At 62.7% G+C, this 22,249-nt stretch carries 21 protein-coding genes; 13 read left to right on the forward strand and 8 right to left on the reverse strand.

What is annotated here, in order from left to right; translation table 11 throughout:
- The 5 genes from EYW45_RS08860 to EYW45_RS08880 all read right to left on the reverse strand — a co-directional run bounded on the left by EYW45_RS08860 (nucleotide 1) and on the right by EYW45_RS08880 (nucleotide 4,140).
- The gene (locus tag EYW45_RS08860) at nucleotides 1–345 is read right to left on the reverse strand and encodes a four-helix bundle copper-binding protein (RefSeq protein ID WP_161134996.1); all 345 of its coding nucleotides are present in this window, start codon (nucleotides 343–345) and stop codon (nucleotides 1–3) included.
- Nucleotides 346–544: 199 nt separating this feature from the next.
- Nucleotides 545–1,444: a GntR family transcriptional regulator gene (locus tag EYW45_RS08865; RefSeq protein ID WP_161134997.1), complete on the reverse strand. Its 900-nt coding sequence runs from the start codon at nucleotides 1,442–1,444 to the stop codon at nucleotides 545–547.
- A gap of 28 nt (nucleotides 1,445–1,472) precedes the next feature.
- Entirely contained in the window at nucleotides 1,473–2,765 is a 1,293-nt protein-coding gene (locus tag EYW45_RS08870) for an amidase (protein ID WP_161134998.1), read from the reverse strand.
- The gene (locus EYW45_RS08875; RefSeq protein WP_161134999.1) at nucleotides 2,762–3,709 is read right to left on the reverse strand and encodes a polysaccharide deacetylase family protein; all 948 of its coding nucleotides are present in this window, start codon (nucleotides 3,707–3,709) and stop codon (nucleotides 2,762–2,764) included. The genes EYW45_RS08870 and EYW45_RS08875 overlap by 4 nt, the downstream gene beginning before the upstream one ends.
- Nucleotides 3,706–4,140 (reverse strand): nuclear transport factor 2-like protein, encoded by a 435-nt coding sequence (locus EYW45_RS08880; protein ID WP_161135000.1) that lies wholly within the window; start codon nucleotides 4,138–4,140, stop codon nucleotides 3,706–3,708. The genes EYW45_RS08875 and EYW45_RS08880 overlap by 4 nt, the downstream gene beginning before the upstream one ends.
- 256 nt (nucleotides 4,141–4,396) lie before the next feature.
- Here EYW45_RS08880 and EYW45_RS08885 point away from each other — a divergent pair, with 256 nt between their 5' ends.
- Genes EYW45_RS08885 through EYW45_RS08895 form a run of 3 tightly spaced genes read left to right on the forward strand, consistent with a single transcriptional unit; the run spans nucleotide 4,397 to nucleotide 8,997 of the window.
- On the forward strand, nucleotides 4,397–5,581 hold the full coding sequence (locus tag EYW45_RS08885) for an ABC transporter substrate-binding protein (protein ID WP_161135001.1): 1,185 nt from the start codon (nucleotides 4,397–4,399) through the stop codon (nucleotides 5,579–5,581).
- 33 nt (nucleotides 5,582–5,614) lie between these two features.
- A complete protein-coding gene (locus EYW45_RS08890; protein WP_161135002.1) occupies nucleotides 5,615–6,493 on the forward strand; it encodes a branched-chain amino acid ABC transporter permease in 879 nt (292 codons plus the stop codon).
- The gene (locus tag EYW45_RS08895; protein ID WP_161135003.1) at nucleotides 6,490–8,997 is read left to right on the forward strand and encodes a branched-chain amino acid ABC transporter ATP-binding protein/permease; all 2,508 of its coding nucleotides are present in this window, start codon (nucleotides 6,490–6,492) and stop codon (nucleotides 8,995–8,997) included. The genes EYW45_RS08890 and EYW45_RS08895 overlap by 4 nt, the downstream gene beginning before the upstream one ends.
- A 77-nt stretch (nucleotides 8,998–9,074) precedes the next feature.
- On the opposite strand, the gene EYW45_RS08900 is transcribed toward EYW45_RS08895, so the two are convergent.
- A complete protein-coding gene (locus EYW45_RS08900; RefSeq protein ID WP_161135004.1) occupies nucleotides 9,075–10,457 on the reverse strand; it encodes an MATE family efflux transporter in 1,383 nt (460 codons plus the stop codon).
- Nucleotides 10,458–10,479: 22 nt separating this feature from the next.
- The gene (locus EYW45_RS08905; protein WP_161135005.1) at nucleotides 10,480–11,829 is read right to left on the reverse strand and encodes an MFS transporter; all 1,350 of its coding nucleotides are present in this window, start codon (nucleotides 11,827–11,829) and stop codon (nucleotides 10,480–10,482) included.
- A gap of 274 nt (nucleotides 11,830–12,103) precedes the next feature.
- On the opposite strand from EYW45_RS08905, the gene EYW45_RS08910 reads away from it, so the two are divergent.
- Genes EYW45_RS08910 through EYW45_RS08920 form a run of 3 tightly spaced genes read left to right on the forward strand, consistent with a single transcriptional unit; the run spans nucleotide 12,104 to nucleotide 14,675 of the window.
- Complete coding sequence (locus EYW45_RS08910; protein WP_161135006.1) at nucleotides 12,104–13,057, forward strand: diacylglycerol/lipid kinase family protein; 954 nt, start codon at nucleotides 12,104–12,106, stop codon at nucleotides 13,055–13,057.
- On the forward strand, nucleotides 13,054–13,866 hold the full coding sequence (locus EYW45_RS08915) for a metallophosphoesterase family protein (RefSeq protein ID WP_161135007.1): 813 nt from the start codon (nucleotides 13,054–13,056) through the stop codon (nucleotides 13,864–13,866). The genes EYW45_RS08910 and EYW45_RS08915 overlap by 4 nt, the downstream gene beginning before the upstream one ends.
- 44 nt (nucleotides 13,867–13,910) lie before the next feature.
- Entirely contained in the window at nucleotides 13,911–14,675 is a 765-nt protein-coding gene (locus tag EYW45_RS08920; protein WP_161135008.1) for a phosphatase PAP2 family protein, read from the forward strand.
- A 167-nt stretch (nucleotides 14,676–14,842) separates the two neighbouring features.
- On the opposite strand, the gene EYW45_RS08925 is transcribed toward EYW45_RS08920, so the two are convergent.
- The gene (locus EYW45_RS08925) at nucleotides 14,843–15,265 is read right to left on the reverse strand and encodes a PaaI family thioesterase (protein ID WP_235938994.1); all 423 of its coding nucleotides are present in this window, start codon (nucleotides 15,263–15,265) and stop codon (nucleotides 14,843–14,845) included.
- A gap of 627 nt (nucleotides 15,266–15,892) precedes the next feature.
- Between EYW45_RS08925 and EYW45_RS08930 the strand changes: the two genes are divergently transcribed.
- The 7 genes from EYW45_RS08930 to nuoF all read left to right on the forward strand — a co-directional run bounded on the left by EYW45_RS08930 (nucleotide 15,893) and on the right by nuoF (nucleotide 22,245).
- On the forward strand, nucleotides 15,893–17,020 hold the full coding sequence (locus EYW45_RS08930; protein ID WP_161135010.1) for a porin: 1,128 nt from the start codon (nucleotides 15,893–15,895) through the stop codon (nucleotides 17,018–17,020).
- A gap of 458 nt (nucleotides 17,021–17,478) precedes the next feature.
- A complete protein-coding gene (locus tag EYW45_RS08935; protein ID WP_161135011.1) occupies nucleotides 17,479–17,850 on the forward strand; it encodes an NADH-quinone oxidoreductase subunit A in 372 nt (123 codons plus the stop codon).
- A 45-nt stretch (nucleotides 17,851–17,895) separates the two neighbouring features.
- Nucleotides 17,896–18,372: a NuoB/complex I 20 kDa subunit family protein gene (locus tag EYW45_RS08940; protein WP_006217960.1), complete on the forward strand. Its 477-nt coding sequence runs from the start codon at nucleotides 17,896–17,898 to the stop codon at nucleotides 18,370–18,372.
- A gap of 76 nt (nucleotides 18,373–18,448) precedes the next feature.
- Nucleotides 18,449–19,072 carry an NADH-quinone oxidoreductase subunit C gene (locus EYW45_RS08945; protein ID WP_161135012.1) on the forward strand — a complete coding sequence of 208 codons (624 nt, stop codon included), beginning with the start codon at nucleotides 18,449–18,451 and terminating at the stop codon, nucleotides 19,070–19,072.
- Nucleotides 19,073–19,074: 2 nt separating this feature from the next.
- Nucleotides 19,075–20,334 (forward strand): NADH-quinone oxidoreductase subunit D, encoded by a 1,260-nt coding sequence (locus EYW45_RS08950; protein WP_161135013.1) that lies wholly within the window; start codon nucleotides 19,075–19,077, stop codon nucleotides 20,332–20,334.
- 52 nt (nucleotides 20,335–20,386) lie between these two features.
- Nucleotides 20,387–20,881 (forward strand): NADH-quinone oxidoreductase subunit NuoE, encoded by a 495-nt coding sequence (gene nuoE, locus EYW45_RS08955; RefSeq protein ID WP_161135014.1) that lies wholly within the window; start codon nucleotides 20,387–20,389, stop codon nucleotides 20,879–20,881.
- Nucleotides 20,878–22,245, forward strand: a complete 1,368-nt coding sequence (nuoF, locus tag EYW45_RS08960) for an NADH-quinone oxidoreductase subunit NuoF (protein WP_161135015.1) — start codon at nucleotides 20,878–20,880, stop codon at nucleotides 22,243–22,245. Before nuoE ends, nuoF begins: the two co-directional genes overlap by 4 nt.
- Nucleotides 22,246–22,249 lie beyond the last annotated feature (4 nt).

Raw genomic sequence — 22,249 nt, forward strand, 5'->3', positions numbered from 1 at the left:
TCAGCCCGCCTCTGCACCCGCCATCATCGTGCGGCACGCTTCAGCGCATTGCTTGCACGCTTCGGCGCACGCCTGGCAGTGATCGTGATCGTGTTTGCCGCATTCGGCCGCGCACGCTTCGCAGATGCCGACGCACAGAGTGCACACGTCGCCCGTAAAGGCGCTGCCGCGTGCCATCACGCTGGCCGCGAAGCGGCACATGTCGGCGCAATCCATGTCGAGCTTGATGCAGTCTTTCATCCCGGCGACATCACTTTCGTCCAGGCACGCGGTGGCGCAGTGTTCGCAGGCGGCGGCACACGCGAAGCATTTTTCGATACTGGCTTGCAGGGTGTTGGGTTGCATATTGGCTCCTTGGCCACTGGCGGCGACCAAGAGGGGTCGCCTGAGTGTTGTGCGCCGCAAGCCTTATGCCGCTAAGTCCTTAGCTAGTTCGGACAAGCCGGGCCGCATCCAATCCTTCCGGCCCGGGCCTCGCCCAACCTGATCAGCCCAGCCCAGCCCACAGCCCCACAACCCGCCCCAGACCCGATATCGCGCCGCTTCAGTCAAATCCCAACATATGCGCCAAGCTCTTGCCGGTCTGGTCTTCGACCAGATCGATATTGCTTTCGAGATCGCGCAGGTGGGCATCCATTGTGGCGATGGCGCGGGCGACGTCGCCGCGCTCGATGTCGTCCACGACGCGCACGTGCTCATCATGTTCGCAAGGCGCATTGCCGGGCGCTTCGTAGATGGCCACGACCAAGGCGCAACGCGACATGAGCTCTTTCAGGTAGCGTTCCAGGATCGGGTTGCGGGAAAGTTCGGCCAGGCGCAGATGGAAGGTGCTGGCCAGGCGTGCCCATTCGTTTTGCGGCGCGTGGTGCATGGCACGGTGCTCGGCTTTCAATTGCCGGCGCAGGGCTGCATAGTCGGCGCGGGTGGCAAACTGAGCCACCAGGGGAACGATGGCGGCTTCGAGTGCGCGGCGGGCTTCGAAGAGCTTGCCCACTTCTTCGCGCGTGGGCATGGCCACCATGGCGCCGCGGTTGGGCCGCAAAGCGACGATGTGATCGTGCGCCAGGCGCTGCAGCACTTTCTGCACGACCGATCGACCAACGCCGAACAGTTCGCACAGGGCGGCTTCGGGCAACTTGGTGCCGGGTGCGAGGCGCTGGCTCATCACGCTTTCGAACACCGCGCGGTAGATGCGGTCTTCGGTGTCTTCAGCGTCGCGTTCGGAAGCAGCCGCGCCACGCTGGCTGGCTTCCAATGCCACCGGTCGCACGCGTGGCCGGCCGCGACGAACCTCACGTGCCGCAGCAGGCGGCGAGGCGTCGTTGGCCGCGCGGCGATGCGCGGGAGGAGTGGCGGCATCGGCAGCGACGGCGGCAGTGACTGCGCCGCGTTTGCCGGCTTTTTTGATCGCGGGCGCAGCAGAGCGGGAAGCAGCTTTAGTCATGACGGGCATACATTGAAACCATGAGCGCCTATCCTGCCACTGTGCCAAGGCAACCGAGTTGCCGGCCGATCGCCACGGCCAGATGAATGAGCGCGCGGTCGCTGCCGGCCGGGCCCATCAACGACACGCCGAGCGGCAAGCCATCGTCGCCGATGAAGGGCAGGCTCACCTGCGGCAACCCCGCCAGGCCTGCGATGCACGTAATGCGGAACGTATTGGCGCGCACGATGTCGACGGCTTCACCGCCCGCATTGCGCGGGATGGCTGCGCTCGATGCCGAGGGCAACACCGCGATGCCGGTGGCACCGAGCACCTGGCGCACATGAGCGCGAATCGCGTCTTGGCTGGCGAAGGCGGCATCGGCCTGTGCCGCGGTAATGGCGGACGCGGTTTTGAAGCGGCCATCGACGGCAGCGCCGAAACGCGGTCGGTTTGCGCCGATCCATGCGCCGTGCGTTTCCCAGGCATCGTACGCCGACGCTGTCACATAGATCTGGCGCCACGCTTCGAGGCCCGCGTCCGCAATGCGGATGCGCTCTACGGCAATCGGCTCAGGATGCGCGAGGGCGGCGGCAAGCGCTGTCGTCACGCGCTCGAGCGGTGCTTGAAACGCCGGCTCGGCGGCTTCCCACGTATCGGTAAAGGTCAGCACGCGATCGAACGGCACCGCATTGTCGGGCAGCAGCACGTCACCCACCTGTGCAAATACGTTTGAGTCTTGCGCCAGCCAGGTGGCTGTGTCGTACTTGGGCGCAAGCGGCGCCATGGCGTCGGTACTCACCAGGCCGTGTGTGGTGCGCAATCCCCACAAGCCGCAATAGCTCGCCGGCACGCGGGTGGATCCGCCCGTGTCGGTACCCAAGGCGAAGTCACATAGTCCGGCGGCGGCGGCCGCCGCCGAGCCGCTCGACGAGCCGCCAGGCACACGGTCGGGCGCGCGCGTATTGAGCGGGGTGCCGTAATGCGTGTTGTCGCCCTGGATGCTGTAGGCGATTTCGTCGGTGATGGTTTTACCCACCAGCGTGGCGCCTGCTGCGAGCAGGGCGGTGACGACGGGGCTGGTCGATGTGGCCGGGCCATGCGTGGCAAGCCAATCCGGGTTACCGGCACCGGTGGTCAGGCCGGCGATGTCGTACAGGTCCTTGGCAGCGAAGCGCAGGCCATCCAGCGGACCGTTCGCGGTGGGCGCGATGGTAAACGCCCCGTGCGGCACCCAGGCGCCAACCGTGTCGGTAAACGGCAGGCCCTGCGTGATCGGCAAGGCGTCGGCGGGGGGCGACGATGTAGCGGCTTGAGATGAGATCGGCGTAGCGAGGGTCATGCGGAAATCCCGGTTGCGAGTTGGGGCAGCGTGGCCACGTGGCGGTGGATGGCGCCCGGCGTGGTGAGCCAGACGTCGCCATCCTCGCGCGCGGCGGCGATGTGCGCAAGCGCGCGTCGCAGATGCCGCAGGCGATAGGGTTGGCCGACGATATACGGGTGCAAGGCGATGCCCATCACCAGCGGTTGTTGAGCGGCCTGCAGGCGCATCTCGTCGAAGTTGTCGATGATCATCTGCGCGAAATCCTTGCCATCCATCTGGCGCGCCACGATCATCGGAATGTCGTTCAATTCTTGCGGATAGGGAATGGACCACAGCGTGTTGCCATCGCGCGTGCGCATGGGCACGGGCTGATCGTCGTGGCACCAGTTCAAGGTGTAGCGATAGCCGGTTTCGGCAAGCAGATCAGGGGTGACGCGCGACTCGGCGATCCACGGCGAAAGCCATCCGGCCGGTGTCGTGTCGATCGGGCTGGGCGCGCGCTGGCCTGCGGCCTGCAGCCGATCGCGGCAATGCGCAAGCAACGCGCGCTCGTCGGCCTCGCACATCTGGTTTTGATGCTCGCCATTGGTGTGCCCGTGCCCGATGAGTTCGTCACCGCGCGCGAGACACGCGTCGATGAGTTCCGGGCAATGGTCGGCAATCGACGTATTGGCGATGATGCCGGCGGGAAACGACAGCGAATCGAAAAGCTCCAGGCAGCGCCATGCGCCTACCCGATTGCCGTATTCGCGCCACGCATAGTTCAGGATATCGGGTTCGCCCAGCGACAACCCGAGCCGCGCGCCCATGCCTTCGCCGTAGTGGAAGTGTTCGAGATTGAAGCCCAGATACACGGCCAGCCTGGCGCTGCCCGGCCACGCATAAGGCACGCGCCGCGTGATGGGGGTGTAGTCGAATCGGTCGTGATGCGCAAGGCGGCCGTAGGGCACAGTTGCGTTCATGGGCGCACGCCTGCCGCGCGATCCATCAGCCACTCGGCGCTGTCGTTCCACACGTCCATCTGCACGATCAACCCCTGCTCGACCACATAGCGATCGACGTAGCGGTTGCCTTCGAAGGGGGTGCCGTCGAGCCACTCGCCATACAGCGTGCCGCGGTTGTAGACCACGGCGTGCTCGGTTGTCGCACCCGCGACGACCTCGGTGGCTTCGAAGCGCTTTTTCACCCAGGCATAACGTTGCTTGTTGAAGGCCGCGCATTCCGCCGGATCCGACATCGCCCGCCCTCCGGTGAAGCGTATCGCCAGCTTGGGCGATACGAAAGCGCGCGCGCCGTCGGGGTCGGGCTTCATCAGAATGGTCAAGTACCGGTCGACGAGTGCGCCAGCGGCAGCGGCCACATCGGTCGTGTTCGAAGTTGGTGCATCGTGCATCGAAATTCCCCGTGATTTGCACTTTTTTGGTGCGTCGTTGGCTTGTGAGGCTCGTGTGGCCGTTGTGTTCCAGAACAAGCGAGACGAATTATTATCGTCAATAAATTGATTTTTTGCAGACAATTATTAGGAAAAATTGACGTCGGAAAATTCTTGAGCCTGGGTCCCCGATGAATGCTGAAAATTGGCATCGATTTTGCTTTGGAACTGTTCCAGGGCGGCGTCCGCCATCACTCGAAACCAGTTGGGGAAACCTATGTCTCGCATTTCTCGTCGTACTTTCACGTCGGCCGCTATCGCGGTGCTCGGGTTGGGTTGGGCGCCGTTCGCGTCGAGCGCCGAGCCCATCAAGATCGGTCTGGTGACGGCGCTGTCGGGCCAATCGGCGCTGTCTGGCGAAGCCATCACGCGCGGCGTGCAGATCGCGATCGACGAGATCAATGCGTCGGGTGGCGTGCTCGATGGCCGTCAATTTGTGCTGGTACGCCGCGACGACGAGTCCAATCCCGCCAAAGGCGTGGTGGCCGCGCGTGAGTTGATGTTCAAGGAGAAGGTCGCTGCCATCGTGGGTGGCCTGGATACGCCGGTGTCGATGGCGATCGTGCCGCTCGTCAATCAAGGCAAGGTGCCGTTCATTTCGCCCTGGGCGGCAGGTACGCCGATCACCAAAAACAACGCGAACCCCAATTACGTATTCCGCGTGTCGGCCGTGGACGAAATCGTCGACCGCGGCATGGTCGACTACGCGCAGAACACCTTCAAGACATCGAAGTTCGGCTTGATCATGGTGAACAACCCCTGGGGCGAATCCAACGAGCGCGGCATTGTGGCTGCGCTTACCGCGAAAAATATGAAGGCGGTGGGTATCGAGAAGTTCGAAGGCAGCGACGTGGATGTGACGCCGCAATTGAGCCGCTTGCGCGCAGCGGGCGCCGATACGTTGTTCATGGTGGGCAACGTAGGCCCGTCGGCACAGGTCGTGAAGTCGCTCGACCGGATGGGCTGGAAGGTGCCGGTGGTGTCGCACTGGGGGCCGGCCGGCGGCCGTTTCACCGAGCTGGCAGGTCCCAGCGCGCGAGACGTGCACTTCGTGCAAACGTATAGCTTCTTCGGCAAGCAATCGGCCACCGGCGAAAAGGTGATCGCAGCACTGAAAGCGAAGTACCCGGATGTCAAAGGCCCCGAAGATATCAGCCCGGCCGTGGGTGTGGCCAATGCCTACGATGCGATGAAGCTGACGGCGCTGGCCATTCAGCAGGCCGGCTCGACCGATGGCGATGCCATCCGCGAAGGGTTCTACAAGATCGGCAAGTACGACGGCCTGATCAAAACGTACGAGAATCCGTTCACGCCTGACATGCACGACGCCCTGACCGAGAAAGACTACGTGTGGGCGCAGTTCATCGACAACCGCATCCTGCCCGTGGGCATGGCCAAGTAAGCCGGCGTTTGCCAATGCATTCAGGGGATACACATGCAGTTGCTATCGGCATTGATCAGCGGGCTGGGCCTGGGCAGTATGTACGGGTTGATGGCGCTGGGTTTCTATATGACGTATGCCGTGTCGGGCACCGTCAATTTTGCTCAGGGCAGTTCGATGATGCTGGGCGCCGTGTTGTGCTTTACGTTTGCACAAACCTACGGCTTGCCGATGGCGCTTGCCATCGTGTTGGCGCTGCTGTTGTGTGCCGTGTATGGCTTGCTGGTGGAGCGGCTCGCCGTGCGGCCGTTCGCCAGCCGCGGTTCCAACGCCTGGTTGATGTCCACGGTCGCCCTGGGCATCGTGCTCGATAACGTGGTCATGCACACGTTCGGTCGCGAGCCGCGCAGCTTGCCGTCGCCGCTGGTGTCGGCGCCGATCGATCTGGCGGGTGTGGGATTGGGGGTGTATCCCTTGCAACTCTTGATTCCGGTGATCGGCTTGTTGCTGGCCGCCGCCTTGCATACCGTGGCGCGGCGCACCCGTTGGGGCGTTGCATTGCTTGCCGTGGTGCAAAACCGCGATGCCGCCCGTTTGATGGGCATCCCGATCTCGCGCGCGATCGCGGTGGCGTTTGCGTTGTCGACCTTGTTTGCCGGCGTGGCGGGCATCCTGATCGCGCCGCTCTTCAATGTCAACGCGGATATGGGCACCTTGTTTGGCCTGAAGGCTTTTGCCGTGGCGATTCTTGGCGGCATCACAAGCGCCTGGGGCGTCATGATCGCGGGTCTGCTGTTCGGCCTGGCTGAGGGGTTGATCACGGTGACATTGGGCTCGAGCTATACGCAGATGATTACGTTCGCCTTGGTGATTGCGGTGCTGGCATTGCGCCCCAATGGCTTGTTCGGCCGCGCGGAGGTCAAGAAAGTATGAACCGCGGCGCTTATCTTCTGGGTGCGGCCGTGGTCGCACTGGCAGTGATGTTGACGTTGACCGTCAATAGCTATTACGTGTTCGTGCTCGCCAACGTGGCGTTGATTGCCATCGTCGGTATCGGGCTGAATGTGCTGCTGGGTCTCACAGGCCAGGTCTCGTTCGGCCATATGGGTTTCTATGCCATCGGCGCCTACACGGTGGCGATCCTGACCACCAAGGCCGGTTGGGGTTTCTGGCCGGCTTGGGCGGCGGGCGCGGCGATCTCTTGTGCCGCCGGTGCGTTGCTGGCCTTGCCCGCGCTGCGGGTGAAAGGTCCCTATCTGGCCATGGTCACGATCGCCTTCAGTTTTATCGTGCAACACGCGGCGATCGAAATGCGGGATCTGACGGGCGGGCAGAACGGCATCATGGGGATCGGCGGGCCGTCGTTCGCCGGCGGCCTGAGTACCGAACAAGGTGTGGCGTTGGTCGCCATCGCCACGGCGGCGATCTTGTTGATCGCTTATGCGCGGCTTTCGCGCGGCACGTGGGGCGCGGCGATGCGCGCCGTCAAAGATAGCGAGGTCGCATCCGAGTCCATCGGCCTGCGGCCGCTCGTGATCAAGACGATCGCATTTGCGTTATCGGCCATGACGGCAGGGTTGGCTGGCGGCCTCTTCGCGCCGTTGTCCACATTCGTCACGCCCGAAACCTTCAGCTTCATGCAGTCGATTCTGTTCGTATTGGTGGTGATCGTGGGTGGTGCCGGCTCGATCGCCGGCCCCATCATCGGTGCGGTGATTGTGGGCGTGCTGCCCGAATTGCTGGCGAGCCTGGAAGCCTTCCGTCTGCTGTTTTTCGGTGCACTGCTCTTGCTGGTGCTTTGGGTGGCGCCCGACGGCGTGATGGGGTTGGTGCAGTCCGTGGCTGCACGCGTCAAGCGTCGCCCCGTGCCTGCTGTTGCGACGCCGGTAGCGCCTGCGGCGGCACTGGATGCGGCCGACCCAGGCTTGGCGCAGCGCACGCGAGCCACACTGGCCGCGCACGATCTGGGGATGCGTTTCGGGGGCGTGCAGGCGGTATCGGGGCTGAGCTTCGATGTGCCTGCGGCTGCAGTCACGAGTTTGATCGGCCCCAATGGCGCGGGCAAGACGACCGCGCTCAATATGTTGAGCGGATTCTATCGGCCCACCACCGGTGGGTTCTCGCTGGGCGGTGCGCCGCTGGCCACGTTGCCGGCGTATCGCATCGCCCGGCGCGGCGTGGCGCGCACGTATCAAACCTCGCAGCTGTTCGGTTCGCTGACGGTGGCGGAGAACGTGGCATTGGCCATCACGCGTGGGCAGTTGGGATCGCTGCTGGGCGCCAAACGATTCGGCTCCGATGCCGCACGCAGGCATGCGCAAGCCTTGCTTGCCTTCTGCGGCTATCGCGGCGCCTTGAGTACGCGCGCTGCCGATCTCCCACACGTTGATCGTCGTCTGGTTGAAATCGCGCGTGCCTTGGCCACCGACCCCGATGTGCTGCTGCTCGACGAGCCCGCTGCCGGGTTGTCGCGCGAGGACAAGGACCATCTTGCCGGGCTGCTGCGCCGGATCGCCGAGGCCGGCATCAGTGTGGTGGTGGTCGAACACGACATGGCCTTGGTGATGGCGATTTCGGATCAGGTGGTGGTGCTCGATGCGGGCAAGCGCCTGGCGCTCGGAACGCCGCAAGTCGTGCAGAACGATCCGGCGGTAAAGCAGGCCTACTTGGGCGAATCGTTGCTCGATGGGCGAGATGCGGCGCCCCGACCACCAATGGCGGCCAGCCGGGAGTTGCTGGGCGTGGGCGATCTGGTGGCCGGATATGGTGCCGAGCCCGTGCTGCACGGCATCAGCTTGCAGGTGCGTGAAGGCGAAATGGTGGCGTTGCTGGGGGCAAATGGCGCCGGAAAATCCACGCTGATGCGGGCGCTTGCGGGTCTGCATCGCACGACGGGCGGGGGCATGCATTTCGACGGTCACGCGCTGGACGGCAAAAGTGCCGAAGCGATCGTAGGTTTGGGCGTGGTGCTGGTGCCCGAAGGCCGCCAGGTCTTTCCTGAGCTCTCGGTGCTGGACAATATTCGCTTGGGCGGCTTCCTGCATCCCGATGGGCTCGACGCACGTGTCGAATCGATGCTGCAGCGGTTTCCGCGTTTGCGCGAGCGGCTGCATCAGCGGGCAGGCCTGCTTTCAGGCGGCGAGCAGCAGATGCTTGCCGTTGCGCGGGGCCTGATGGCGCGTCCGCGCATCTTGCTGCTGGATGAGCCATCGCTCGGGCTGGCACCTAAAGTGATCGCCGAATTGTTTGCCGCGTTGGATGCCCTGCGGCAGGAGCGGATGACGATACTGCTGGTCGATCAGATGGCCGGCCTGGCGCTCGCGCTGGCCGATCGGGCGTATGTGATCGAAGGCGGGCGCGTGGTGGCGCAAGGTACGGCGGCGGAGATCAGTGCCAACGACGATCTGGCCAACGCGTATCTCGGCGGCCATGCCTGATCGGCACAAGGCGTGAGCCGATGCGGCTCGGCGGATGACGCCCGGCCCATTCAGCACGCAGCCCGTTTTGCCGCCGTTCAGCTTTGGGGCGGTTTGATCCACGGTACGCTGTTGATCACCGCAAACACCACGAGTGCTGCCGCCAGCACCCAGCCGAGCGCAGTAATGTCGCCGGCCGTGGCTCGCATCACCGCCGCGCCGCCTACGGCGATCACGGCGACGCGGGCCAGTCCGCCTACGATCGACCAACCCATCCGGCGGGCGCCTTGCGAGGCGAAGTAAAACGCTAGGCCGGCGCCGAAAAAGCCGTACGCGGGTGCCGTACTGCGCAGATATTCCGCACCCGCGGCAATCGCTTCGGCATCGTTGGTGAACAGGCCAAGCCAAGCCGCGGGAAATATCGCCGCTGCGAGCCCGACGATCTCGGTCACGCCAGCCGCAACGGCGGCGCCCGTCCAGGCAATGCGCCGCGCGCGTTCGGCCTGGCCGGCGCCGATATTCATGCCGATCATCGCCACCATCCCGGCGCCGAATCCGAACACGATCGGCACCTGCAGGTATTCGAGCCGAATCCCCAAACCGAATCCCGCCAGCCCAGCCGCACCATGTGTGGCCACGAGCGCTGTGGCCAGGATGACGGAAAGGTTGGAGGTGACGTTGTTGACGATGGCCGGTACGCCCACGCCCAGAATGTCGGCGAACAAGGCGCGTTGCAGAGGATGCTTGAACGACAGCCGCACACCGCCGTGACCTCGCGCAAGCTTGACGAGAAGGATCGCGCAGCCGATGACGTAATAGAGCACCAGCGCCAGTCCCGCCCCGGCGATGCCGAGCGGGGGCAGGGGGCCTGCGCCGAAAATCAGGATCGGCGATGAAACCAGGAGGATCAGCACGCCACCCGTGAGCACTGCCGCCGGCGCTAGCATATTGCCGCTGCCGCGCAAGATGCTGGCAAGCGCATTGAGCAGCCACAGAAAGCAGGCACCCGCGAAGACGGCATTCGAATAGACCACGGCGTTGTCGAGCGCAGCACCTGACCCGCCCATCGCGCCGTATATCGTATAGCCGGCTGTGAGCAGCAATACCGTGAAAGCCAGTCCGAGTACCAAGGCAATGATGACGGCGTGATAGGCCAGCGCTTCCGCGCGCGCCTGATTGCCGCTGCCGATCGCGCGGGCGATGGCCGATGAAATGCCGCCACCGATGCCGCCGGCCGACATCATCTGCATCAGCATGATGAGCGGAAAAACCAGCGCGGCGCCGGCCAGCGCCTCAACGCCGAGCAACCCCACGTAGTAGCTTTCGAGAAAGTTGGCGGCAGCCTGGGCCAGCATCACCACGATATTGGGCGCGGCCAAGGCAAGCAGCGTGGCGAGCACCGGCCCGCGCAGCATGCGTTCGGTTCGCGCCGACGAACGGTTGGACGGCGATGCGGCAATGGTAGCGGCGGGCGATGCCATGAGCGTCTCGATGCGTGGCCGGTCAGGCTCGCTGAACAGTAAGGTCGGCCGGTTTGGCGGCTGGGCGTCGAATGATGAAGACGGCGGCTGCGGCGATGAGGCAGGCGGTGCCGGCAGCATAGAGCGCCGGCGAGTAGGTGAGCAAGAGTGTGCGTACCGTGCCGGCGCCGTAGGCGGCTGTGGCGGCACCCAGTTGGTGGCCCGCGAAGATCCACCCGAAGATCAATGGCGCACGATCGCGGCCGAACGCCTGGCCCGCGAGCTTGACGGTAGGGGGCACGGTGGCAATCCAGTCCAGACCGTAAAACATCGCGAACAGCGACAGGCCGTAAAGCGAGAATTCAGAGTGGGGCAGCCAGAACAGCGACAGGCCGCGCAGCCCGTAATACCAGAACAGCAGCTTGCGGTTGTCGTAGCGATCGGACAACCAGCCCGACAGGATCGTGCCGACGAAGTCGAACGCGCCCATCATCGCCAATACGGATGCGGCCGGTATGGCCGACAGACCGAAGTCGCTGCACAGCGAAATGAAGTGTGTCTGGATCAGGCCGTTGGTGCTCAAGCCGCAAATGAAGAAGGTGCCGAACAATACCCAGAACGTGCTGGATTTACGCACGCTGTAGAGCTGGGTGAAGGGCGTGAGCAACGCGCGGCCCAGCGGCACAGGCGCGCTGGGAGGTGGAACGGCCGCCGCCCCAGGATCGGCATTTTCAGGTTCGACACTCGGCCTCTCGGCAGGCTTGGCGCCATAGGGCAGCAAACCGATATCCGCCGGATGGCTGCGCACGAAAAGCGCGGCCAGGAGCGCCACGGCCAGACAAAACGCAAACACAGGCGCGATGGCCATGCGCCAGCCATAGTGCTCAACGAGCCAGGCACCGATCGGCAGGAAGATCAACTGGCCGGTGGCCGAGCTTGCCGTCAACATGCCGATCACCAGTCCGCGCCGCGCGTCGAACCAGCGATTGGCCACCACGGCAGCCAGCACCAAGGCCGTGAGCCCGGAACCGATGCCAAGCATCACTCCCCAGAGCATGAACAGTTGCCACAGGGCAGTCATGCCGGTGGCCAGAATCAACCCGCTTGCCACCAGCGTGAGCGCCACGCACATCACGTTGCGCAAGCCATAGCGCGCCATGAAGATGGCCGAAAACGGGGCCATCAGACCGAACAATAAAAAGCGGACGGCCAGCGCTGACGAAATCTGCTCGGTGTTCCAGCCGTAGCTCTCGCCCAGCGGGCGCAGCAATACGCCGGGCAAACCCAACGCGGCGGAGGAAGAGAGCATCGCCAGAAACGCCACGGCCGCGACGACCCAACCGTAATGGACGCCGCGGTGGGCTAACCATCTGGAAAACGTTGACGCAAGCATGGGGGACGTCCGAAGCGGCGGTGAGGGAAGTCAATTTACATGATGGTCGTAATTTAAACAATGGCTGTGTGGTGATGGTGGATTGTCGGGGAGGGCGGCCGGCAGTGCCGGCAGAGCCCCAGTGGCGATCCCGGCCTGCGGAAGTGCAACAATTGCAGCCGGCAGATGCAACGGCGGGGTACGTCTGCGTCAGCGAGTTACATTTCTTGCGGGCGGCGCCGTCGCCGGGCTATCTTGCACACTCCCCTCACTCACGCGCCTTGGGTTCCTCCTTATGCCGCCCACTACGTTCGCCAAAGACGCGCCCTTCTTCATCGTGCAGAACACGGCTTCGGGTCGCTCCGACACCCAAGAGGTGCAGGACGCGATCCGATCGGTTCTGGATGGTGCCGGCCGTCGCTTTACGCTTTTCCCGGTCGACGATCCGTCCCAGTTGGAGGCGACGGCTAAGCGTGCGCTTGAGTTGGCGCGGTCTGAAGGTGGGGCGGTCATCGCTGCAGGCGGCGATGGCACCCTGAACGCGGTGGCGCAAGTGGTGCACGGTCAGGATGTGCCGTTCGGTATCCTCCCCCAGGGCACGTTCAATTATTTCGGCCGCACCTACGGGATCTCGCAGGAAACGCTCGAGTCGACGCGATGCCTGCTGAACGCGCACATCCAGCCCGCGCAAGTGGGCCTGGTCAACGATCGCGTTTTCCTGGTCAATGCCAGCCTGGGTCTTTATCCCAAATTGCTCGAAGACCGCGAGGCATACAAAAAGCGTTACGGGCGCAGCCGCCTGGTGGCATTCTGGTCGGGGATCGTCACGCTTTTCAAGGCGCACAAGCAACTCACCCTGAGAATCGAAACCGACGGCGAAACCCGCACGATCCGCACGCCGTCGATCGTGGTGGGCAATAACCCGCTACAGCTTGAGCATGTGGGTATCGAAGAACGCGGCGCGCTCGAGCAGGGCCAGTTGGTGGCGATGGGCTCCAAGCCGGTCGGCACGCTCGCGCTGTACGGCATGCTGCTGCTTGGGTTGATGCGCCGCCTGGGTGACGCCGATAAAGTGTTCAGCTTCGGGTTCGAGCGTCTTACGGTAAGACCCACAGGCAAGCCGCGAAGGATCAAAATTGCCATGGACGGCGAAATCACCCACCTGGAGACACCGATCACGTTCCGCGTCTCCGATCATCCGTTGCCCTTGCTCGTACCCGCCGAAGGCGAAGGCGTCGAACGCGCATGACAGTGTTTGTGCATATTTCCGACCCGCATTTCGGCACCGAGCAGCCGCCTGTCGTCGCCGCCCTGAAAGCGCTGATCGATCGTCTCGAACCGGCGGCCGTGCTGCTGGGCGGTGACGTTACCCAGCGGGCGCGGACGGCGCAGTTCAACGCGGCACGCGATTTCATCAACGCCCTGGGCCGTCCGGTGCTGTGTGTGCCGGGCAACCACGACATTCCGCTTTATAACGTTTTTGCACGGATCTTCAATCCCTACGGCGGCTACCGCCGCGCCTTGGGACAGGACCTGGAACCCGTGTTCGAGACCGACGAGCTGCTGGCCATCGGTGTGAATACCACGCATCCCAAGCGCCACAAGGACGGCGAAGTCAGTGCGCGTCAGATCGCGCGCGTGGCTGAACGCTTGCGCCGAGCGAGCCCGCGTCAGCTACGTATCGTGATGGCCCATCACCCCGTCCAGGCGCGTGAGGCGTCGGACCGATCCAATCTTCTGCATGGACGCCGGGTGGCGTTGCCGACCTGGATCGACGCGGGCATGGATCTCATGTTGGGCGGACACATTCATCTGCCTTACGTCGCAGCGTTGGCGAAAGATCCGGAGGGCCGCAATGCCTGGGCCGTGCAGGCCGGAACGGCGCTATCGCACCGGGTGCGTGGCGACGTGCCGAATTCCGTGAACGTGATCGTGCGCGATACGGCCTTGCATCCAACGCGGTGCCTGATCGAACGCTGGGATTTCGACACCGCTGCGCAGGCCTTCGACCGGGTCGAAACGTCCGAGCTCATTCTGAGCCGGGATGCGGTGCTTTAAAGCATGGGTGTGGGTGAAGAGGTAGGTTGCAGATGATGGTGGATATGCAGGCCACAGCCACGTGGCTGGGCGAGCACGCGGTGATGGTGTCGGTTGGCACGCTGATTCTGGCCTGGGGGTTGACTGCCGGCCTCTGGCAGATCGGGGTGGGCGAAGGCGCCCGCGCGCGACGTCAGGTCGTCTACTGGGGCGCGGCAGGTGGCGCGGCGGCGCTCTTTGCGGCGCTGGCGTTTCTGGTCTCGCGCGACAGCAGCATCACGGCGTTCGACGATACGCTGGCAGCCACATTGCGCGTGGCCTTGCCGGGGGCAGTGCTGCAGATCGCTTCCGTGGTCACGCATTTGGGCGATCGCCAACTCCTGACCGTGATTGCGGTCGCGGTGGCGGCGCTGCTCTTGTGGCGTCGACAATGGTGGTGGGCGGTGGCCTGGGTGGCCGCCACGGCAGGGGGCGGGGTGATCAATCGCGTCCTCAAGCTCACCTTCGAGCGCGTGCGGCCCGAATTCGTCCATACCTTGTCCGATGCCAGCGGGTGGAGTTTCCCCAGCGGTCACGCCTCGGCCGCGATGGCGATCTACGGCATGGGCGCCTATTTTGCGCTGCGGCGGGTTGCGCCGCCGCGCCGACTGGCCGTATTGCTGGCGGCCGCCACGCTGGTGGTGGTGGTAGGCATCACCCGGATCATGTTGCAAGTGCATTTCGCCAGCGACGTGCTGGCCGGGTGGGCGATCACCTCAGTCTGGCTGGCGCTGTGCATTGCCGCCCTCGAGGCGATCGAACGTCGCGCCGTGGCAGCGCGGGCGCTTTAAGCGCGTACGGAATGGCCTGGCTCGGGGACGGCCATAGCATTCTGGCGAGACGATCTGGTTTAAATGAGCCGACTAAGCTTGAACGAAGCGAGCAAGCTCCTGCGCGACCGCCAAGCTTACTCTACACGTCGAGGCTCGCTCTCGACGCCCAGCCTCCAACGAGAGGGCTACCCGGCGGCGTTGCGATCCGGTAATGCCGGTACCGCCCACGTGCTGACGATATGCGCCACCGGCCCCTCTACGCCGTCCACATGCAAGGCGACTTCACCCATCGTGGATCGGCCGACCTTGAGCAGCCGCGCATGGGCATGCACATCGCGGGCCGGGCACTTTTGAAGAAAGTTGATGGTGAGCGTTGCCGTGACGGCGTGCGCCTGTCCGGTTGCGCCCACCACTGCGGCATAGAGCGCCACATCCGCCAATCCCATCAACATGGGACCTGCCACGATGTCGCCCAGGCGCCGATGCGCAGGCTGGGCGGGCAGCACGGCGTGCGCCGTACCGTAGCCGATCTCGACGATCTCGATGCCCAGGCCGGTCGCAAAAGGATGGTCCCTTTCGAGGAGTGCACGAAAATCAGCGGTGGTCATGCAGGCCGAAGAAGACGCACCCAATGAGGCGGCGTGCTCGGGCGCGGCGCGCCCGGACGTTCGATCGGTCATGACAGGTCTCCTCCGTTCTGGATGGTTGTGACCCCATTTTGCGTTGCATGATCGGTTTGGGCAATCTCGCGACGAGCGTGGGCAGATTCTGTCTACCGCCGGATGATGGGGGCGGCGCAGGGCGTCTACAAACCCCGATTCAATCCAACCGATCCCTTCAGAGGCGATCGCAGCTAAGCCAAATACTTCGAAATGTTCGGCAAACCTTTGGAAGTGTTGAGCTATCTGCGTTTTGTAGCGGGTTGGCGACTTAAGAAAGGAGCGCGTGAAGCCCTGATGGGCTTGGTAAGAGTGATGCACAGCCGCAACACCGCTTTGCAGTCCAAGGGCCAAAAACCAAGGGTTTACCCTGACGAAAATGGCCCTAAAACCACACTCTGTTGTTAACTGCCAACACACTCCAACCCTTCTAAGCACCTTTCCGAGGGTAATCGTAGCCAGCCCCGCCGAATTTTGATGCAATAGCTACAACTTCCCTTCGCGGAGTTAGGGGGGCGGCAGATTTAACGTGTTGGATTGCTGCTCTTGTCACTCAAATCAACGGAGATTTCTTAAATGAAAAAGACTCTGATCGCTGCCGCCCTGCTCGCCGGTTTCGCCGGTGCTGCTCAGGCAGAAACCTCGGTCACCCTTTACGGTATCGTCGACCTCGGCGTGGGTTACCAAAAGATTAAGGGCGGTCCTGGCGATTTCGACGGTTCGAAATTCGGCCTGGTCAGCGGCAACCAAAACGGCTCGCGTTGGGGCCTGCGTGGTACGGAAGATCTGGGTGGCGGCACGCGTGCTGTGTTCACTCTGGAAAGCGGCTTCGAAGCCAACAACGGCCGTTCGGCTCAAGGCAGCCGCCTGTTCGGTCGTCAATCGACCGTTGGCTTGGCTAACGACGCCTGGGGTCAACTCGACTTCGGTCGCCAAACGAACATCGGCTCGAAGTACTTCGGTTCGATCGATCCGTTCGGCGCTGGCTTCGGTCAAGCGAACATCGGTGCTGGCTTCAGCGCACTGAACACCGTTCGTTACGACAACATGATTCAGTACCAAACGCCTAGCTACAGCGGCTTCCAAGTCGGCGCTGGCTACTCGTTCAACACCGGCAGCGGCGCCACCAGCGCTGACAGCTTCCGCACGAACGAAAACCAACGTGCCATCACGGCTGGTATCCGTTACGCCAACGGCCCGTTGAACGTCGCTGCTTCGTACGACCAATTGAACCAAGTTAGCTCGTTGGATCAAGAAAAGGTTCGTTCGTGGAACGTCGGCGGTTCGTACGACTTCGAAATCGTCAAGCTGGCTTTGGCTTACGGCCAAACCCGCAACGGCATTTTCGGTGGCCAAGGCCTGTCGCCCTTCAGCTCGTCTGATTCGGCTGGCATCCCCGCAGCTTTCGGCGGTTCGTACCGCTCGACGGCTGGTGGCTTCCGCGCCAACTCGTGGATGGTCGGCGCTACGGCTCCGATCGGCGGCGCAAGCAAGCTGTTCGGTTCGTGGCAGCGTGTTGACCCCCGTGGCAACACGGAGTTGACCGGCGACGACGAAAAGATGAACATCTACTCGTTGGGCTACACCTACGACCTGTCGAAGCGCACGAACCTGTACACGTACGCTTCGTACTCGCAAGACTATGCTTTCGTAGATGGTCTGAAGAGCACGGTCGGTGTTGTCGGTGTCCGTCACCGCTTCTAATCGACTTTCGGTCAGCGCAAGCTGATCGAGATCGAAACCCGTCGGCGCGAGCCGGCGGGCATAAAGCTCGACAAGACGGGTTCGGCCCGTCTATCAAGGTCACTCTTAGGGGTGGCCTTTTTTATTGTCCGAACGAAATAGTCCGTCGCGCTGCAACAACAGTGGCGGTGCGGGTGCGGCGCGTGCTGACGCCAGTGTTCATGCGGCTTGTGGCCTGAATAGGGGGGTTATCGACCCTGTAGTCCAAGGCTATTAGGTTCAGTCGCGAGTTAGCATGAAATGCTACAATCTTGAGGTTTGTGCAGGTTGGCCTTGATGTGTGCCGCGAGTGATTCATCCGCGGAACCCGTTGAAGCCGCCCGGTTGCCGGGCGTTGCATTCATTGCGGCGCAGCATCCCTCGCACAATCGCGCTATCCCGCTTACCGCACCCTTTTTAGCCCCGAGCGAAAGAAACACATGCCCGCGCTGACCAATTTGCAAGAATACTTCCCGGTACTTCTATTCATCGCTGTCGCTACCGCGATCGGATTTGCACTGTTAGGCGCCGGCACGTTGCTGGGCCCCCGCAATCCCTATCCCCAAAAGCTGTCGCCCTATGAGTGCGGCTTCGAGGCATTCGGCGATTCGCGTATGAAATTCGACGTGCGTTATTACCTCGTCGCGATTCTTTTTATCCTGTTCGATCTCGAAATCGCCTTTCTGTTCCCCTGGGCGATCGCTAACAAGCAGATCGGATTGGTCGGATTCTGGACGGTCATTGTCTTCCTGACCATTCTCACCGTCGGATTCGTTTATGAGTGGAAGAAGGGCGCGTTGGATTGGGAGTAATCCCACGATTCGCATCATTCCCCTCACACGCTAGCAGAGACGAACATGGCTATTGACGGCATTCTCAAGCAAGGCTTCATCACCACCAGTGCGGATAAGTTCCTGAACTGGGCCAAGACGGGCTCGATGTGGCCCATGACCTTCGGTCTGGCCTGTTGCGCCGTGGAGATGATGCACGCAGGCGCAGCGCGCTACGACCTGGATCAGTTCGGCATCATCTTTCGCCCCAGCCCCCGCCAGTCCGATCTGATGATCGTGGCCGGCACGTTGTGCAACAAGATGGCGCCCGCGCTGCGCAAGGTTTACGACCAAATGCCCGAACCGCGTTGGGTCGTGTCGATGGGCTCCTGTGCAAACGGGGGCGGTTACTACCACTACTCCTACTCGGTGGTGCGCGGTTGCGATCGGATCGTGCCCGTGGACGTTTATGTTCCGGGTTGTCCGCCGACGGCCGAAGCGTTGGTGTACGGACTGCTGCAAATGCAGAACAAGATCCGTCTGACCAACACCATCGCCCGCTGAGCCTGTGACGCCCGAGCGCGATGCGCTCGAGCGACCCGGCCGCGGCCAGTATCGGTACCTACTTGCGTTCATAAAGATGACCAGGCTCGAAACACTCAAGACCAATCTGATCGGCATTTTCGGCGAAGACGCCGCCTTGACCGAAGCACTCGGCGAACTCACGCTCGAAGTGCCGGCCGAGCAATGGCTATCGGTGTGCAACCGCTTGCGCGACGACGCCGGCTTGCGCTTCGAAACCTGTGTCGACCTCTGTGGGGTCGATTACCTCACCTGGGGCAACGGCACGCGCGAGACGCCCGATGCGCGTGGCTCCGCGTTGCACAGCAGCCGCTTCGCCGTCGTCATCCACTTGCTGTCGATTACCCACAACTGGCGCCTGCGCGTGCGTACCTGGGCCGCCAACGAAGATTTTCCGGTGGTGCCCTCGTTGATGGACTGCTGGCCGGCCGTAGGCTGGTTCGAGCGCGAAGCGTTCGACCTGTACGGCATCGTCTTTGAAGGCCATCCCGACTTGCGCCGCATCCTCACCGATTACGGTTTCATCGGACATCCGTTCCGCAAAGACTTCCCCTTGTCGGGCACGGTCGAAATGCGCTACGACCCCGAGCAGCAACGCGTGATCTATCAGCCGGTCACCATCGTCCCGCGTGAAGTCACGCCGCGCGTCGTGCGCGAAGACAGCTACGGGGCAGGACGTTAATCATGGCAGAAATCAAGAACTACACCCTCAACTTCGGCCCGCAGCATCCGGCGGCACACGGCGTATTGCGCCTCGTGCTCGAACTGGACGGCGAAGTGATCCAGCGCGCCGACCCGCACATCGGCCTGTTGCATCGTGCCACCGAGAAGCTCGCCGAGCACAAGACGTTCATCCAGGCGCTGCCTTACATGGATCGTCTCGACTACGTGTCGATGATGTGCAATGAGCACGCCTATGTGATGGCGGTCGAGAAACTGTTGGGTGTGGAGCCGCCGTTGCGCGCCCAGTACATCCGAGTGATGTTCGACGAAATCACCCGCTTGCTCAATCACTTGATGTCGTTGGGTTCGCACGCGCTCGACGTGGGCGCGATGGCGGTGTTTCTGTATGCCTTCCGCGAGCGCGAAGATCTGATGGACTGCTATGAGGCCGTGTCGGGTGCGCGCATGCACGCCGCCTACTATCGGCCCGGTGGCGTCTACCGCGATCTGCCCGATGTGATGCCGCAGTACGCCGACGCCAGCAGCAAGCTGCGCAGCAAGAAAGATTTTCATGAGATGAACGATGCGCGCTCCGGCTCGCTGCTCGACTTCATCGAAGACTTCACCAATCGCTTCCCGGCGTGCGTGGACGAGTACGAAACCCTGCTCACCGATAACCGGATCTGGAAGCAGCGTCTGGTGGGTATCGGCGTGGTCAGCCCTGAGCGTGCGATGGCCTTGGGCTTCACCGGCCCGATGCTGCGTGGCTCGGGTGTGGCCTGGGATCTGCGCAAGACGCAGCCCTACGAAGTGTATGACTTGCTCGACTTCGACATTCCTGTCGGCGTGAACGGCGACTGCTATGACCGTTATCTCGTGCGTATCGCCGAGATGCGCGAGAGCAATCGCATCATCCGTCAGTGTGTGGAATGGCTGCGCAACAACGACGGCCCGGTGATGATCGACAACCACAAGGTTGCACCGCCGGCGCGCGCCAATATGAAGACGAACATGGAAGAGCTGATCCACCACTTCAAGCTCTTTACCGAAGGCTTCCACGTTCCGCCCGGCGAGGCCTATGCCTCGGTCGAGCACCCCAAGGGCGAATTCGGCATCTACATGGTGTCCGATGGCGCCAACAAGCCGTATCGCCTGAAGATCCGCGCGCCCGGCTTCCCGCATCTGCAGGCCTTGGACGAAATGTCGCGCGGTCACATGATCGCCGACGCCGTCACCATCATCGGCACGCAAGACATCGTTTTCGGCGAGATCGATCGATGAACATCGTGTTGTTGCTTGCGATCGCGCAGATCGCATAACCCGGATTCGAATCATGTTGCTTTCCGAACAGGCCTATCAAAAGATCGATCGCGAACTCGCAAAGTTCCCGGACGATCAGAAGCAATCCGCCATCATGGCGTCCCTGGCGATCGCCCAGGAAGAGAAGGGCTGGTTGCCCACCGACGTCATGGAAGACGTGGCCAACTACCTGCAAGTGCCGCCGATTGCGGTGCAGGAAGTCGCCACGTTCTACAACATGTTCGACGTGCGTCCCGTGGGACGTCACAAGATCGCGGTGTGCACCAATCTGCCCTGTGCCTTGCGCGACGGCGATCGCGCCGGCGAATTTCTGAAGCAGAAGCTGGGTGTGGGCTATCGCGAAACCACGGCCGACGGCCAGTTCACGCTGGTCGAAGGCGAATGCATGGGCGCCTGCGGCGACTCGCCGGTGGTCATCGTCAACAACAAGCACATGTGCGTGCAGATGTCCGACGAGCGGCTCGATGCCCTGGTCGAAGGATTGAAGACGCAAGGAGAATCGGCATGAACGCGCCGGGTCTGTACCAGCAGTTTTCGCAAGGGTTGGATCCCAACCCGATGAACGATCTGTCCAAATCGATGGTGCTGCATGGCCGCCACATCGAGCCGCAGATCGTGGCCGGTCTCGACGGCAACAACTGGGGGCTGCAGGATTACGTCGCCCGTGGCGGCTACGAAGCCTTGCGCAAGATTCTCACCACGGGCATGAAGCCCGAGGATGTGATCGCCGAGGTGAAGGCCTCCGGCTTGCGCGGTCGAGGCGGCGCCGGTTTTCCCACCGGCTTGAAGTGGAGCTTCATGCCGCGCGCGTTCCCCGGTCAAAAGTATCTGGTCTGCAATTCGGATGAAGGCGAGCCGGGTACGTTCAAGGATCGCGACATCCTGCGCTTCAATCCGCATATCGTGATCGAAGGCATGGCCATTGCCGCGTTCGCGATGGGCATCAGCGTGGGCTACAACTACATTCACGGCGAAATCTTCGAGGTCTACGACCGTTTCGAAGCGGCGCTCGAAGAGGCGCGCCGCGCCGGCTTCCTGGGCGACAAGATTCTCGGCTCGGAATTCAGCTTCCAGTTGCACGCGTTCCACGGTTACGGTGCCTACATCTGTGGCGAAGAAACCGCACTGCTGGAATCGCTCGAGGGCAAGAAAGGCCAGCCGCGCTTCAAGCCGCCGTTCCCGGCGAGCTTCGGCCTTTACGGCAAGCCCACCACGATCAACAACACCGAAACATTCGCGGCCGTGCCGTGGATCATTCGCAATAGCGGCGCGCAGTACCTTGAAGTGGGCAAGCCCAACAACGGCGGTACGAAGCTGTTCTCCATTTCCGGCGACGTCGAGTTGCCCGGTAATTACGAGATTCCGATGGGCACGCCGTTCTCCAAGCTCCTCGAGCTGGCGGGCGGCATGCGCGGCGGACGCAAGCTCAAGGCGGTGATTCCCGGCGGTTCGAGTGCCCCGGTGTTGCCGGCCGACATCATGATGGACACAACGATGGACTACGATTCCATCGCCAAATCCGGATCGATGCTGGGTTCGGGCGCGGTCATCGTCATGGACGAGACGCGTTGCATGGTCAAGTCGCTGATGCGCTTGTCCTATTTCTACTTTGAAGAGAGCTGCGGTCAGTGCACGCCGTGCCGCGAAGGCACCGGCTGGCTCTACCGTATGGTGCACCGGATCGAGAACGGTCAAGGGCGCCCGGAAGACCTCGACATGCTGGACACCGTCGCCGGCAACATCATGGGCCGTACGATTTGCGCCCTGGGTGATGCCGCCGCGATGCCGGTACGAGGCTTTCTCAAGCATTTTCGCGACGAATTCGCGCACCACGTGGAGCACAAGCGCTGCGTGGTTCCGCAATATCTGTAAGTTT

It is taken from the genome of Schauerella aestuarii (genome assembly GCF_009866805.1).
Lineage (GTDB): Bacteria > Pseudomonadota > Gammaproteobacteria > Burkholderiales > Burkholderiaceae_B > Schauerella > Schauerella aestuarii.

What these genes read in the sequence shown, in the direction of transcription:
- EYW45_RS08900 (WP_161135004.1), bottom strand. Translation starts at nt 10,457, where the DNA reads ATGGCATCGCCCGCCGCTACCATTGCCGCATCGCCGTCCAACCGTTCG.
- EYW45_RS08870 (WP_161134998.1), bottom strand. Translation starts at nt 2,765, where the DNA reads ATGACCCTCGCTACGCCGATCTCATCTCAAGCCGCTACATCGTCGCCC.
- nuoF (WP_161135015.1), top strand. Translation starts at nt 20,878, where the DNA reads ATGAACGCGCCGGGTCTGTACCAGCAGTTTTCGCAAGGGTTGGATCCC.
- EYW45_RS08890 (WP_161135002.1), top strand. Translation starts at nt 5,615, where the DNA reads ATGCAGTTGCTATCGGCATTGATCAGCGGGCTGGGCCTGGGCAGTATG.
- EYW45_RS08935 (WP_161135011.1), top strand. Translation starts at nt 17,479, where the DNA reads ATGCCCGCGCTGACCAATTTGCAAGAATACTTCCCGGTACTTCTATTC.
- EYW45_RS08860 (WP_161134996.1), bottom strand. Translation starts at nt 345, where the DNA reads ATGCAACCCAACACCCTGCAAGCCAGTATCGAAAAATGCTTCGCGTGT.
- EYW45_RS08915 (WP_161135007.1), top strand. Translation starts at nt 13,054, where the DNA reads ATGACAGTGTTTGTGCATATTTCCGACCCGCATTTCGGCACCGAGCAG.
- EYW45_RS08910 (WP_161135006.1), top strand. Translation starts at nt 12,104, where the DNA reads ATGCCGCCCACTACGTTCGCCAAAGACGCGCCCTTCTTCATCGTGCAG.
- EYW45_RS08880 (WP_161135000.1), bottom strand. Translation starts at nt 4,140, where the DNA reads ATGCACGATGCACCAACTTCGAACACGACCGATGTGGCCGCTGCCGCT.
- EYW45_RS08875 (WP_161134999.1), bottom strand. Translation starts at nt 3,709, where the DNA reads ATGAACGCAACTGTGCCCTACGGCCGCCTTGCGCATCACGACCGATTC.
- EYW45_RS08925 (WP_235938994.1), bottom strand. Translation starts at nt 15,265, where the DNA reads ATGACCACCGCTGATTTTCGTGCACTCCTCGAAAGGGACCATCCTTTT.
- EYW45_RS08905 (WP_161135005.1), bottom strand. Translation starts at nt 11,829, where the DNA reads ATGCTTGCGTCAACGTTTTCCAGATGGTTAGCCCACCGCGGCGTCCAT.
- EYW45_RS08945 (WP_161135012.1), top strand. Translation starts at nt 18,449, where the DNA reads ATGACCAGGCTCGAAACACTCAAGACCAATCTGATCGGCATTTTCGGC.
- EYW45_RS08885 (WP_161135001.1), top strand. Translation starts at nt 4,397, where the DNA reads ATGTCTCGCATTTCTCGTCGTACTTTCACGTCGGCCGCTATCGCGGTG.
- EYW45_RS08895 (WP_161135003.1), top strand. Translation starts at nt 6,490, where the DNA reads ATGAACCGCGGCGCTTATCTTCTGGGTGCGGCCGTGGTCGCACTGGCA.
- EYW45_RS08865 (WP_161134997.1), bottom strand. Translation starts at nt 1,444, where the DNA reads ATGACTAAAGCTGCTTCCCGCTCTGCTGCGCCCGCGATCAAAAAAGCC.
- nuoE (WP_161135014.1), top strand. Translation starts at nt 20,387, where the DNA reads ATGTTGCTTTCCGAACAGGCCTATCAAAAGATCGATCGCGAACTCGCA.
- EYW45_RS08920 (WP_161135008.1), top strand. Translation starts at nt 13,911, where the DNA reads ATGCAGGCCACAGCCACGTGGCTGGGCGAGCACGCGGTGATGGTGTCG.
- EYW45_RS08930 (WP_161135010.1), top strand. Translation starts at nt 15,893, where the DNA reads ATGAAAAAGACTCTGATCGCTGCCGCCCTGCTCGCCGGTTTCGCCGGT.
- EYW45_RS08940 (WP_006217960.1), top strand. Translation starts at nt 17,896, where the DNA reads ATGGCTATTGACGGCATTCTCAAGCAAGGCTTCATCACCACCAGTGCG.
- EYW45_RS08950 (WP_161135013.1), top strand. Translation starts at nt 19,075, where the DNA reads ATGGCAGAAATCAAGAACTACACCCTCAACTTCGGCCCGCAGCATCCG.